General features: G+C 69.2%; 13 protein-coding genes. 8 read left to right on the top strand and 5 right to left on the bottom strand.

Annotation, left to right across the window (positions count from 1 at the left end; all coding sequences use genetic code 11):
• Positions 1–35: 35 nt before the first annotated feature.
• From BN2660_RS03790 to BN2660_RS03775, 4 genes are all read right to left on the bottom strand, one after another.
• Positions 36–968: a carbohydrate ABC transporter permease gene (locus BN2660_RS03790; RefSeq protein WP_091227510.1), complete on the bottom strand. Its 933-nt coding sequence runs from the start codon at positions 966–968 to the stop codon at positions 36–38.
• The gene (locus tag BN2660_RS03785) at positions 968–1,915 is read right to left on the bottom strand and encodes a carbohydrate ABC transporter permease (protein WP_091227507.1); all 948 of its coding nucleotides are present in this window, start codon (positions 1,913–1,915) and stop codon (positions 968–970) included. The genes BN2660_RS03790 and BN2660_RS03785 overlap by 1 nt, the downstream gene beginning before the upstream one ends.
• Positions 1,912–3,249: an extracellular solute-binding protein gene (locus BN2660_RS03780; RefSeq protein ID WP_091227505.1), complete on the bottom strand. Its 1,338-nt coding sequence runs from the start codon at positions 3,247–3,249 to the stop codon at positions 1,912–1,914. The genes BN2660_RS03785 and BN2660_RS03780 overlap by 4 nt, the downstream gene beginning before the upstream one ends.
• Before the next feature lie 107 nt (positions 3,250–3,356).
• Positions 3,357–4,403 (bottom strand): LacI family DNA-binding transcriptional regulator, encoded by a 1,047-nt coding sequence (locus tag BN2660_RS03775; protein ID WP_091227503.1) that lies wholly within the window; start codon positions 4,401–4,403, stop codon positions 3,357–3,359.
• 67 nt (positions 4,404–4,470) lie between these two features.
• Here BN2660_RS03775 and BN2660_RS03770 point away from each other — a divergent pair, with 67 nt between their 5' ends.
• The 5 genes from BN2660_RS03770 to BN2660_RS03750 all read left to right on the top strand — a co-directional run bounded on the left by BN2660_RS03770 (position 4,471) and on the right by BN2660_RS03750 (position 8,323).
• Positions 4,471–5,730, top strand: a complete 1,260-nt coding sequence (locus BN2660_RS03770; protein WP_091227500.1) for a D-arabinono-1,4-lactone oxidase — start codon at positions 4,471–4,473, stop codon at positions 5,728–5,730.
• Between the two features lie 101 nt (positions 5,731–5,831).
• Positions 5,832–6,407, top strand: a complete 576-nt coding sequence (locus BN2660_RS03765; protein ID WP_091227498.1) for an NADPH-dependent FMN reductase — start codon at positions 5,832–5,834, stop codon at positions 6,405–6,407.
• A 154-nt stretch (positions 6,408–6,561) separates the two neighbouring features.
• The gene (locus BN2660_RS03760; RefSeq protein WP_141651232.1) at positions 6,562–6,813 is read left to right on the top strand and encodes a hypothetical protein; all 252 of its coding nucleotides are present in this window, start codon (positions 6,562–6,564) and stop codon (positions 6,811–6,813) included.
• Positions 6,813–7,928 (top strand): WXG100 family type VII secretion target, encoded by a 1,116-nt coding sequence (locus tag BN2660_RS03755; protein WP_091227493.1) that lies wholly within the window; start codon positions 6,813–6,815, stop codon positions 7,926–7,928. Before BN2660_RS03760 ends, BN2660_RS03755 begins: the two co-directional genes overlap by 1 nt.
• Positions 7,925–8,323, top strand: a complete 399-nt coding sequence (locus BN2660_RS03750; RefSeq protein WP_141651231.1) for a hypothetical protein — start codon at positions 7,925–7,927, stop codon at positions 8,321–8,323. Before BN2660_RS03755 ends, BN2660_RS03750 begins: the two co-directional genes overlap by 4 nt.
• Positions 8,324–8,341: 18 nt before the next feature.
• On the opposite strand, the gene BN2660_RS03745 is transcribed toward BN2660_RS03750, so the two are convergent.
• A complete protein-coding gene (locus tag BN2660_RS03745) occupies positions 8,342–9,187 on the bottom strand; it encodes an NAD-dependent epimerase/dehydratase family protein (protein ID WP_091227488.1) in 846 nt (281 codons plus the stop codon).
• Between the two features lie 57 nt (positions 9,188–9,244).
• Here BN2660_RS03745 and BN2660_RS03740 point away from each other — a divergent pair, with 57 nt between their 5' ends.
• The 3 genes from BN2660_RS03740 to BN2660_RS03730 all read left to right on the top strand — a co-directional run bounded on the left by BN2660_RS03740 (position 9,245) and on the right by BN2660_RS03730 (position 12,832).
• Entirely contained in the window at positions 9,245–10,258 is a 1,014-nt protein-coding gene (locus BN2660_RS03740; RefSeq protein ID WP_091227485.1) for a LacI family DNA-binding transcriptional regulator, read from the top strand.
• Positions 10,259–10,496: 238 nt separating this feature from the next.
• Complete coding sequence (locus tag BN2660_RS03735) at positions 10,497–11,216, top strand: L-ribulose-5-phosphate 4-epimerase (protein WP_091227483.1); 720 nt, start codon at positions 10,497–10,499, stop codon at positions 11,214–11,216.
• On the top strand, positions 11,213–12,832 hold the full coding sequence (locus BN2660_RS03730) for a xylulokinase (RefSeq protein ID WP_091227481.1): 1,620 nt from the start codon (positions 11,213–11,215) through the stop codon (positions 12,830–12,832). The genes BN2660_RS03735 and BN2660_RS03730 overlap by 4 nt, the downstream gene beginning before the upstream one ends.
• The last annotated feature ends 28 nt before the right edge of the window (positions 12,833–12,860 follow it).

Genomic DNA, 12,860 nt, shown 5'->3' with positions numbered 1-12,860 from the left:
CCTCTGGTGTGGCTCTCGAGCCGGGGTGTGGGGGACTACTGACCGCCGAAGCCGCTGGTCGCGACTCCCTTGACGATCTGCTTCTGGAAGATGATGAACACGATGATGAGCGGCAGCGCCGCGAGAACGGCCTGTGCCATGACCTGGGCGTACTGCACGCCGTAGGCGCTGATGACGGTCTGGAGTCCGACCGGCAGTGTCATCAGCGTGGTGTCGTTGATGACGAGGAACGGCCAGAGGAAGTTGTTCCACGCGGCGATGAAGACGAAGATCGCGACGGATGCCAGGATCGGCCGCGAGAGCGGCAGCACGATCGACCAGAAGATGCGGAACCGACCGGCGCCGTCGACCCTCGCCGCGTCCTCCAGCTCGATCGGCACGGCGTCGAAGAAGCGCTTGAGGATGAACACCATGGCGGGGGCCACGACCTGGGGCAGGATGAGGCCCCAGTAGGTGTCGATCAGGTTGAAGGCGAGCATCTCGTAGAACAGCGGGATGATGAGCGCCTGCGGCGGCACGACGATCGACGCGATGATCACCATGAAGAGCCACTTGCGCCCGGTGAAGTCGAGCCGGGAGAGGGCGTAGGCCGCGAGAGCCGAGATCGCCAGGGTGATCACGGTGATCGCGACCGAGGTGAACAGGCTGTTGAACGCCCAGGTGTAGACGTTGCCCTGCGACAGGATCGCCGTGAACGCCTCGATGGTCGGGCCGCTCGCGCCGATCCAGCCGGGGTCGCCGGATGCGGCATCCGTCTCGGTCTTGAACGCGGTCGCGACCGCCCAGAGGAACGGCAGCAGCCAGCCGATGGCCAGGAGCAGCAGGACGACGAAGGCGGCGATGCGGAGGGGGCCGAAGGGCTTCTGGCCCGGCAGGTGCGAGCGACGCGGACCGCGGGCCTTCGTCGTGGTGACGGCCGCGGTGGCGGTGACGGCCTGGGTGCGGGTGGCGGTGGGTGCGGTGGACATCACAGCTGCTCCTTCCGGCGGCGCATGATGACGGCCTGCGCGACCCCGATGATGACGATGAGAGCGAAGAACACGTAGGAGATCGCGGCGGAGTAGCCGAATCGGTAGCTGACGAAGCCCGCCTCGTAGATGTACTGCACGATCGAGCGGGTGGTGTCGCTCGCGACCCCGCCGAGCATCTGGTACGCCTGGTCGAACAGCTTGAGGGACGCGAGGATCTGCAGGATCAGGATGAGCACGGTCGCGGGCCCCAGCTGCGGAAGAGTGATCGACCAGAACTGCCGCCATGCGCCGGCTCCGTCGAGGGAGGCCGCTTCGTACTGCTGGGGCGGGATGTTCTGCATCGCCGCCAGGTACAGCAGGAAGTTGAATCCGACCGTCCACCACACGGTGGCGATCACGATCGAGAGCATGTTGGTGTCGGGGTTCTGCAGCCAGGCGATCGGCTCGAGTCCGAAGAACTCCAGGATGTTGTTGGCCGCACCGACCTGCGGGTTGAAGATCCAGACCCAGATCTGCGAGATCACGGTCGAGGCGAGCAGGAACGGCATGAAGAACGACAGCCGCCAGAGCCACTGGCCGGGGATGCCGCGGTCGACGAGCGCCGCCATGAGCAGTGCGATCACGACGAGCGGCACGGTCGAGATGAGCGTGAACCACACCGTGTTGCCCATCGACTGCCACATCTTCGGGTCGGTGAGCGCCTCGGCGTAGTTCGCGAAGCCCACGAAGGCCCCGCCGGCACCGGTGAGCGACTGGTCGGTGACGCTGAGGATGATGCCGTGGATGATCGGCCAGACGAGGAACAGCACGAACGCGACGAGGAACGGCGCGAGGAATGCCCAGCTGATCAGCTGCTCGCGATTGCGGGATCCGGCGCGGCGGCCACGAGGGGTCGTGCGCGAGCCCGTGACGATGGTGCGCGTGGAATCGGTTGCGGTGCTCATGATGCGAACGTCCCCTCGGGGTCGGCCGGGTTCGGCTGTCGGAGGAGCGTGTTGACGCGGGCCTCGAAGCGGTCGATCGCGGCGGCGGGGTCGTCGCCGGACAGCAGGACGCTCTGCACCGCGGCGCCGAACTCGGCCTGGAAGTTCGAGCCGGAACCGGTGAACCAGGCCGTCGGGTCGTAGACCACGTGCTGGGCGGCCTCGGCGTAATGGGCCTGGGGGATGAGGTCTTCGTACTCCGGGGATTCGGTGACCGGGAGGAAGGCGGGGATGTGCCCGGCCTCGGCCCAGCCGAAGGAGCCCTTGAGGATGTCGGCGACGAACTGGTACGTCAGGTCGCGCTTGCGCGGATCCGCGTTCGTCTGGTGCGGAAGGACGAACGAATGCGAGTCGGCGTAGACGGCCGGGGTGCCGTAGAGCGTGGGGATCATCGTCGCGTCGAACGGCAGCTCCGCGTTCTGCATCGTGCGCAGCTCCCAGACGCCGGTGAACAGCATCCCGCTCTTGCCGGTGGCGAACTCGGCGATCGCGCTGCCGTAGTCTGCCTGCGCGAGCGCGATCTCGCCGTCGAGCAGCGTGCGCATCAGCGTGAGCGACTCGACCGCGGCATCCTTGTCGATCACCGCCGTGCCGCCGGCCGGAAGCTCCATCGGGGTGCCGTGCTGCGAGTAGAACGTGTAGAAGAGGCGCCACATCTGGGCGCCGTCGCCGAGGTAGCCGTACGAGAGGGCGTGGCCCTCGGCCTGGCCGCCGATGGTGCGCAGCTGGTCGAGGAACTCGTCGGGTGACGACGTCGTCTGCAGGCGGCCGTCGGTGTCGAGCACGCCCGCGGCGTCGCAGATGTCGGTGTTGAACATCGCGACGAACGGATGCGCGTCGAGGGCGACGCTGTACATGTTCTCGCCGACGAAGCCCTTCTCCCAGATGGGCTTCGGGAACGTCGAGCTGTCGACGCCGAGCTCGGCGAGCTTGTCGAGATCCCACGTGTCGAGGAGCCCGCCGGGGGCCCAGCCGACCGTCCGGGTCGCGTGCATGATCGCGACGTCGGGGGCGCGGCCGCCGGCGCCGGCCATGGCGAGCTTCGTGTAGTACGGGGTTCCCCAGGCGAGGACGGTGGGGCGGATGCGGTACGCGCTCTGCGCCGCGTTGGCGGTGTCGAGCAGCTGCGACATGGTGACTCCGTCACCGCCCGAGAGCAGGTGCCAGAACTGCAGGGTGGTGGTGTTCGCGCCGGGCACGGTGCCGGGGGCGCAGCCGGCGAGCAGTGCGGCGGCGGCCGAGACGGAGGCGGCGGTGAGGAACTGTCGCCTGGACATATCGAGCGGGGGCGTCATCGTCACTCCTTCGTGACAGCGGGCGGGGTGGGATCATCATTACATCGATGTAATCAATTGAGCAAGAGGGAGTTCGTGCCGGAGCCTATGCAGGTGCGTGTGCGGCGTCAGGGGTGGTAGCCGCGAGGGGTGCCCCGCGTGCTGTCGCGCTCGAGCAGGTGGTGCGAGAGCGTGAGGCCGCGGGGCGGCGCCGTGCGGTCGTCCATCCGCGACTCGAGCAGCGCGAGCGCAGCGTCGGCGAAGGCGCGGCGATCGAACGCGACCGTGGTGAGCGACGGCGACGTGTACCGCGAGAACTCGACGTCGTCGAAGCCGGTCACGATCACGTCGTCGGGAACCCGGATGCCGTGGTCGTGCAGGGTGTGCAGCGCGCCGAGCGCGAGCGAGTCGGTGAGGGCCACGATCGCATCGAAGGCGACGCCGCGGCGCAGCAGCGTGTCCACGCCGACGGCACCGCCGGTCATCGACCAGGGCATCGGATTGATCTCGAGAGCCGGATCGCGGGGGATGCCTGCATCGCGCAGCGCATCGTGCACGCCCTCGAGGCGTGATCGACTCGTCGCGGTGGCGACCGACGGGTCGTCGTCCGCGCCTATCACCGCGACGCGGGTCGCTCCCTGCGCGAGCACGTGGCGCACCGCATCCGCGGCGGCACGGCGACTGTCGATGCGCACGTGGTCGGCCCGGTTCTGCTCGACCTCGCCGAGCACGACCAGCGGCGGCAGCCGGTCGGCGAACTTCAGCACGCTGTCCTCGAGGCGGATGGGATTCAGGATCAGCCCGTCGACGAGATGCGCCCGCGCGCGGGAGAGCAGCTCCTTCTCGCGTTCGGGCTCCGTCGCGGTCTCCTCGATCTGCACCGCGAGACCCCGCTCATGGGCCGCCTCGACGAGCCGGTGCATGAGCTCGGCGGAGAACGCCGTGGCCAGATCGGGCAGTGCCACCGCGATGATGCCCGAGCGGCCCTTGCGCAGACCGCGGGCGCTGAGATTCGGCACGAAGTCCAGCTGCGACATCGCCGCCTCGACCTTGACCCGCGTCTCCTCGCGCACCGCGACCGTGCCGGTGACCACGTTCGAGACCGTCTTCGTCGACACTCCCGCAAGCGCCGCGACGTCCTTCATGGTCGCGCGTGGCGGCGGCATCGCTGTCATGCGGTCAGCCTATCCGCCCGCTTCGATTCATCGATGTAAGCGATCCGGTGCTGGCTATCATGGCGCCATGACGACCGAACGCAACTGGGCAGGCAACCTCACCTACCGCGCCACGCGCGTCGAGCATCCGGAATCGGTCGACGAGCTCCGGTCGCTGCTCACGGCGGGCGGTCCGGTGCGGATGCTGGGGTCGCGGCACTGCTTCAACGACATCGCCGACACCGACGGCGTGCTCATCGCGCTCGACGGACTGCCCGCGCTGTTCGAGGTGAATGCCGATCGCGACGCCGTGCGGGTCTCGGGCGGACTGCGGTACGGCGACATCGCGCCGAGGCTCGAGGCGGAGGGTCTCGCCCTCGCCAACCTCGCGTCGCTGCCGCACATCTCGGTCGCCGGAGCCGTCGCCACGGGCACCCACGGCTCGGGAGACGCCCTCGGGTCGCTCGCGACCGCCGTGCGAGCGCTGACGATCATCACTCCGACGGGCGAGGTGCGCGAGCTGCGGCGCGGCGACGACGACTTCGACGGCGCGGTCGTGAGTCTGGGCGCGCTCGGCGCGGTGGTCGAGGTGACGCTCGACGTCGAGCCGACGTACGAGGTCGCGCAGCACGTGTTCGAGCATCCGTCGTGGGATGCGATCCTCGCGGACTTCGACGACGTGACCGGCATCGGCACGAGCGTCAGCATCTTCTCGAGGTGGGAGCGCACCGACCTCGCCGATCAGATCTGGGTGAAGCAGCGTCAGCCCGAGGCGCGCGAGAACACCCGCGCCGACCTGTTCTCGAGGCTCGACGGCGAGGCGGCGACCGCGAAGCGGCATCCCATCCTCGGCGCCGACCCCGAGGCCTGCACCGACCAGCTCGGGGTTCCGGGGCCGTGGTCCGAGCGCCTCGCGCACTTCAAGCTCGAGTTCACGCCCTCGGCCGGCGCCGAGATCCAGAGCGAGTACCTGGTGCCCCGGGCGGATGCGGTCGCCGCGATCCAGGCGGTGCGCACGCTCGCCGGCCAGCTCGCCCCGCTGCTGTTCGTCAACGAGATCCGCACGGTGGCGGCCGACCACCTCTGGTTGAGCCCGGCGTACGGGACAGATGCCGTCGGCATCCACTTCACCTGGAAGCCCGACGAGGCGGCCGTGCGCGCGTTCCTGCCCACGCTCGAGGCGGCCCTGCCGCAGACCGCCCGCCCGCACTGGGGCAAGGTCTTCACGCTCGACGGCGCCGAGGTGCGCTCGCGGTACGAGCGGTGGGACGACTTCGCCGCCCTCGCGCGCCGGTACGACCCCGAGCGCCGACTGGTGAACCCGTACTCGGAACGGCTCGGACTGTGAGCGTCGACGGCCCGAGAAGGGGTGGACGCTCTGCGGCCGCAGGGCGAGACTGAGGGAAGCGGCCCGGGCACGGGGCTCGGCGCGGAAGGTGAGGGACGGACATGACCTACAGAGTCGGGTATTTCGTCGGCAGCCTGTCGTCGACATCCATCAATCGGATCCTGGCCACCGCGCTGGTCCGACTGGCGCCGGAGGAGCTCGATTTCTTCGAGATCCCTATCCGGGAGCTCCCCTTGTACAGCCAGGATTACGACGACGCCTACCCGCCGGAGGCGGTGGCGCTCAAAGAGGCGATCGCATCGGCCGACGCCGTGCTCTTCGTGACGCCCGAGTACAACCGCTCGATCCCCGGCGGGCTCAAGAACGCCATCGACTGGGCATCCCGCCCGTGGGGGCAGAACTCGTTCGACCACATCCCGGCAGCCGTCATCGGTGCATCCATCGGGCAGATCGGCACGGCCGTCGCACAGCAGAGTCTTCGTGGTGTGCTGAGCTTCTGCAACGCCCGACAGATGACGGCGCCCGAGGCGTACATCCACTTCACGCCCGAGACGTTCGCGGCCGACGGCACGGTGTCGGATGCCGGTACCGAGGCCTTCCTGCGCGGCTACATGTCGGACTTCCTGGACCACATCGAGCGCGTGCTGACGGTGCTCCCGCGAGACACCGACGGCTGACGGCGCCCCGCGCGGGGGGTCGAATGGCTCAGTATCGGAATACTGCATGAGGCGGCTAAAGCGCCTCATATGAGGACGTAGAGTGGCGTGCACGTGACTTCCGGGGGGAACCGTGCGCGACCATATCTACGTCGATCACGCGAGCATGCAGGGCATGTCCGCGACGCTGGGCGGGCTCGCCGTGGGCAGCCCGATCGCCGATTTCGACATGTCGCCCATGCGGAGCGATCTCGTGACGTCCGCAGCTCGGGTGTTCTCCGACGGCTGGGAGGATGCGGTGACCTGGTTCGAACACGCCGCGCAGGGTCTCTCGATCGGTGTCGACGACACGGCCAAGGACTTCCTCTCGGCCGAACAGGCGCATGTCGTGGCGCTGGCAGGCTTCGTCGATGCGCTGGACGAGTGATGCCCGCGAACTGGACGAAGCTCGATCCCGGCGCCGGCGATCTCGCCGCATGCGAGTCGGTCGCTCAGTGGGCACGCCGACAGCTCGGCGATCTCGCGGATGCGCACGCGGCGGTGACGACTATCCTCCGCGACCTCGATGAGACGTGGACCGGCGAGAGCGCCGACGCTTTTCGCGAGCGAGCGGCCGCATTCCGCCGAGACCTCGAGGACTCGTCTGACGCGATGGATGCCGCCCGCCGAGCAGTCATCGAGTACGGCGACGTCGTCGCCGAGATCGCCCGGCAGGCGGAGCCGGTGAAGGAGGATCTGGCTGCGGCGGAGCTGATCCTCGAGAAGGTGCACAGCGGCGTCCTCTTCGACAACGACGCGCAGGGGCTGGAGCACCGCCTGCAAGCGGAGCAGCAGGCGATGAAGGATTCGAAGGCGGCGACCGCTGCCCTCGCTGAGCTTGCGCAGCAGCGCAAGACAGCCGATGAGGGGCTCGCCGGGACCTTGGCCCGCGTCGCGTCTGCGGCGTGGGAGGGGCTTCACTGCGTCCCCGGTCCGCCCGCTGGCGCTCATCGAGTCAGTGCCAACCTTCAGGTGATGGACCTCCTGACGAAGTTCAGCGTAGGGCAGGAGCGGGGAGTGGTTCTGGGAGAGGATGCCCCTTTCGTATCGATGTTGAAGCGCAGCGCGCATATCGAGAGCGTGCGGGAGCAAGTGAGGGATGACCTTCTCGCCGGGAACTTGACGCCGGGAGACCCCGAACGCTACGACCGGGTCATCAGCAATAACCTGGGAGTGCTCGTCAACGACGGCGTGAACGTCGTTGCCAGCACCATGGCCGGCATGGCCCCGGAGCCCTTGCTGATGGATCGCAATCTGCCGGAGTCGTTCCTGGGCTCGTATCGGGTCCAGGTGTCTGTATCCGAGCCGCTCACGGAGGGAGGAGACGAGGTCACATACGTGATCGACAACGACACCACCATCGACTCAGCGACGCGCATTCCCGGTAGCGGTGGTGGCCACCTGCCGATCGTCTACCCGTTGATGAGTGCGGCCGAAGCTGACAGCGGCAGTTGGGCGGCTCAACACCAGACGGTCGTATGGACGGAGACGATATTCCCATGACCAGCCGCAGGGTTCGCCTTCCACTGATGATGCTCTGCCTTCCGCTGGTCGGGGGCGCTGTTCTGGGGTGCACGCCGCAGATCGGATCCCCCGTGGGGGTATGGGACGCAACCGGCGACGATGAAGGAACTCTCGTGTTCCGTGAAGACGGAACCTTCGAGGCGACGGGCGTCTCCTTCGATTTGATCAGCGATGTGGATACCTCGAAGGGATTCACAGCGCGCGGGACGTGGCGTCTGGTGGACGAGGGCGCGGAAGTGAAGTTCTCGTTCCTCGAAGCCTGGCGGGGCGACTTCCCGGTGCAACCGACCAGCTATTCGAAGCCCTTCACATCCGGAACCCTGCACTTCTTCGATCCCGAGGAGACGATGGGCATCGAGTTCCGGCTGGAGTGACGAGGCGGCCGGCGGGTATCAGACGTGGTCGCGCCAGGAATGCTGCGGGTCGAAGCCCAGGATGCGCCGCGCCTTGTGAATCGACAGCAGGGTCTCGTTGGGGCCGAACTCGCGGGCGAGCGGGACATCGGGAAAGACCTCGGCGAGCAGCTCGGCGTTCGGCCGCGACATCACCGTGTCCGCCGCGGCGATGATGAAGTTGTCGAATCCGGGGTTCGCGACCTCGAGGGCGCGCTGCACGGCCTGGGCGCCGTCGCGGGCGTCGATGTACCCCCACAGGTTCCACTTGCGGGCGAGAGCGTCGGCGTCGAAGGACGGGAACTCGGCGTAATCCTCCGGGTTCATCACGTTCGAGAACCGCAGGGCCGTGATCGACAGGTCGGGGTGCCAGCGCACGAGCTCCGTCGCCAGCTGCTCTTCGAGGGTCTTCACGAGTGAGTACACCGACTCGGGCCTGGCGGGATACTCCTCGTCGACCGGCACGTACGGCGGAGCCACGTCGAACGGCAGGCCCAGCACGGTCTCGCTCGACGCGTAGACGATACGGCGGATGCCGAGGCGCACCGCCGCCCAGAACACGTTGAACGTCGCGGGCATGTTGTTGTGGAAAGTCGCGACGTCGCTGCGGATGCCGGGCGCGGGAATCGCGCCGAGATGCACGACCGCGTCGATGCCGTCGTGTCGATCGCCGACCGCAGTGAAAGCATCCACCACCTGGCCGTAATCCGTGAGGTCGACCTGAACGAAGTCAGGGCCGCGAACCCCTGCGACGTCCATGCCGATGACGTCATAACCCTGGGCGCGGAGCTCCCGCGCGACGACGGTGCCGAGCTTGCCCGATGATCCGGTGAGTGCGATGCGCATGTCACCAGAGTGGCACGCTGACGGGCGGGGCGGGCCGCTCGGCATACACTCGTCGGCGTGAGCGACACGAACAGCGACCAGCGCAGGGCCATCGGAGTCCGCGACGTCGCGGCCCGTGCCGGTGTGTCGCGCCAGACCGTGTCGAGGGTGCTCAACGAGCATCCGGAAGTCGCGGTCGAGACCCGGGAACGCGTGCTCGCCGCCATGGCCGAGCTCGGCTACCGCATGAACAACGCCGCCCGATCGCTGGGTACGCGTCGCTCCCGCACACTCGGGGTGCTCGCGTCCGACGCCCTGCAGTACGGGCCGTCGCGGAGCCTCGCGGCTCTCGAGGCGTCGGCGCGCGATGCCGGGTACTGGGTCAGCGCCGCGTTCGCCGATGCGGGAGACGCGGACGCCGTCATCGCCGCCGTCGATCACCTCGTCGTCCAGGGCGTGGAGGGCATCGTCGTGCTCGCGCCCCATGCCCGCACGCTCGAAGCGCTCGACGCCCTGCGCATCGGCGTGCCGGTCGTCACGCTGCACGCCGCCGACCGTGGGGCACGTGGCCTGTCCGTCGACCAGGCCGCCGGGGCGCGGCTCGCCGTCGCGGCGCTCGCCGACGCCGGGCACACGCGCATCGCGCACCTCGCCGGACCCGCCGACTGGCTCGAGGCCGAGTCCCGGGCCGAGGGGTTCGCTGCAGAGCTCGCCGCGCGCGGGTTGACGGCCGGACCCGTGATCGAGGGCGATTGGGCGGCCGGATCGGGATATGCGGCGGCGGCTGCGGTGCGGGAGTCGGGCGTCACGGCCGTGTTCGCCGCCAACGACCAGATGGCACTCGGACTCCTCGGCGGACTGCACGAAGCCGGGCTCGCGGTGCCGGGTGACATCAGCGTCGTCGGGTTCGACGACGTCCCGGATTCCGCCTACTACTGGCCGCGGTTGACGACCGTGCGGCAGGACTTCGACGAGTTGGCGCGCCGCGCCGTGGCGGCGGCCCTTGCGGACGGCGCCGTGGCCCCGGCATCCGACCTCGCCCCCGTGGCGCCCGTGCTGGTGCGCCGCGACTCCGTCGGCCCGCCCCGCTGAATCGGCAGGTGTCGGGCTGGGCGGCAGACCCTGGGCCGAGGCGGCGTGCACGATTCAGCACAGATGCTGCCGGCCCTCGGCCGAACCCGCGTGATTCCGTGACGTGCGCGGGTGGCCGTCGCCGTTCTTGCTGAGTTGTGCACGACTGGCCGCCGCGCCCAGGCGCCTTGACCCGCGGCACGACCCCGTGACACACTGCTGTGACCGGTCACAGTGGCCGCGAACAACCCGAGGTACCGTGAGCAACGAAGCCCCCGTCTTCTCTGCAGAGGTCGATGTAGCCATCCGGACCGTCCGCGAGGACGTCAGCCGGTTGCACAGCGAACTCGTCCGCAACGGCTTGGTCGTCTGGACCGGCGGCAACGTCTCGGGCCGCGTGCCGGGCGCCGACCTGTTCGTCATCAAGCCGTCGGGCGTGAGCTACGACGATCTCACTCCCGAGAACATGATCCTCTGCGACCTCGACGGCGCCGCCATCCCCGGCACGGCCGGCAGCGAGCGCTCGCCCTCCAGCGACACCGCCGCGCACGCCTACGTCTATCGGCACATGCCCGAGGTCGGCGGCGTCGTGCACACGCACTCGACGTACGCCGTCGCCTGGGCAGCGCGCGGCGAGGAGATCCCGTGCGTCATCACTGCGATGGCCGATGAGTTCGGCGGCCCGATCCCGGTGGGCCCTTTCGCGATCATCGGCGACGACTCGATCGGCCGCGGCATCGTCGAGACCCTCTCCGGACACCGCAGCCGCGCCGTGCTCATGCAGAACCACGGGCCGTTCACGATCGGCGTGGACGCGAAGGATGCCGTGAAGGCGGCCGTCATGGTCGAGGACGTCGCTCGCACGGTGCACCTCGCCCGCGAGGCCGGACCCGTGATCCCCCTCCCGCAGACTGCGATCGACCGGCTCTTCGACCGCTACCAGAACGTCTACGGACAGAATTCGGATGCTCGGCGATGACCCTTCGACAGGCTCAGGGACCCAGGCCGGCTCAGGGGGCGGAGGAGGACATCCGCGCAGGCCGCACCAGCCTCGGCATCGAGTTCGGGTCGACCCGCATCAAGGCCTGCCTGATCGGGCCGAACGCCACCGACGTCCTCGCGACAGGATCCTTCGCCTGGGAGAACCGACTCGAAGACGGCCTCTGGACGTACGGTCTCGACGAGGTCTGGCAGGGCCTGCAGGCGGCCTACGCCGACCTCGTCGGCGACGCCGAGAAGCGCCACGGCGCCCGTCCTGAGACGTTCGGGGCGATCGGCGTCTCGGCGATGATGCACGGCTACCTCGCGTTCGACGCGCAGGGGGAGCTGCTCGTGCCGTTCCGCACCTGGCGCAACACGAACACGGGAGCCGCGGCGGCGGAGCTCTCCGACCTGCTCGGCGTGAACATCCCGCTCCGCTGGTCGATCGCGCACCTGCACCAGGCGGTGCTCGACGGTGAGGGGCACGTGCCCGACCTCCACCACGTGACGACCCTCGCCGGCCACGTGCACGAGAAGCTCACCGGTGAGCGCGTGCTGGGCGTCGGCGATGCGTCGGGCATGTTCCCGATCGACTCGACGACCGGCGACTACGACGAGCGGATGCTGGCGGCATACGACTCCGTGGCGGTCGACCGCCTCCCCGCATCCGTGCGACGTCTGCTCCCCGCCGTCCTCCCCGCCGGAGCCCCCGCCGGCGCGCTGACGGCCGACGGTGCGGCGCTCCTCGATCCGACGGGAGCGCTGCGCCCCGGCATCCCCTTCTGCCCTCCCGAGGGCGACGCCGGCACGGGGATGGTGGCGACGAACTCGGTCTCGCCGCGCACCGGCAACGTGAGCGCCGGCACGAGCATCTTCGCCATGGTGGTGCTCGAACGTCCGCTCGCCGTACCGCACGACGAGCTCGACCTGGTGACGACGCCTGCCGGCGATGCCGTCGCCATGGTCCACTGCAACAACGGCGCCAGCGAGCTCGCCGCGTGGGCGGGACTCTTCAGCCGGTTCTCGGCCGCAGCGGGACAGCCGCTCGACGAGGACGCCGTGTTCGACACCCTCTTCCGTGAGGCGCTCGGCGGCGAGGCGGATGCCGGGGGCCTGCTGGCCTACAACCACCTCGCCGGCGAACCGATCGCGGGCCTCACGGAGGGGCGCCCGCTGTTCGTGCGCACGCCCGACAGTGCCTTCACACTCGCGAACTTCGCCCGCGCCCAGCTCTACGGCGTGTTCGGCACGTTGGCGCTGGGGATGCAGGTGCTGGCCGCCGAGGGCGTGCAGCTCGACCGGATGTTCGCGCACGGAGGCATGTTCCGCACCGCCGGAGTCGCGCAGCGGTTCCTGGCCGGAGCGCTCGACGCCCCCGTCGCGGTCGGCGAGCTGGCGTCCGAGGGCGGAGCGTGGGGCATCGCGGTGCTCGCGTCGTACCTCCCGCATGCCGACGACAGCTCGCTGAGCGAGTATCTCGAGCGCGACGTCTTCGCCGCGGCATCCCTCTCGGTCTCCGACCCCGACCCCGCCGACGTCGAGGGATTCGCCACCTACCTCGACCGCTACCGCTCCGGCCTCACCATCGAAGCCGCCGCGACCACCGCACTCTGACGCATCCGACACGCTCAGCGCCCCCCCT

The organism is Microbacterium sp. 3J1 (assembly GCF_001049495.1).
Taxonomy (GTDB): domain Bacteria; phylum Actinomycetota; class Actinomycetes; order Actinomycetales; family Microbacteriaceae; genus Microbacterium.
The sequence above is the reverse complement of the archived record's forward strand: the minus strand, read 5'-3'. Positions and strand labels throughout refer to the sequence as shown.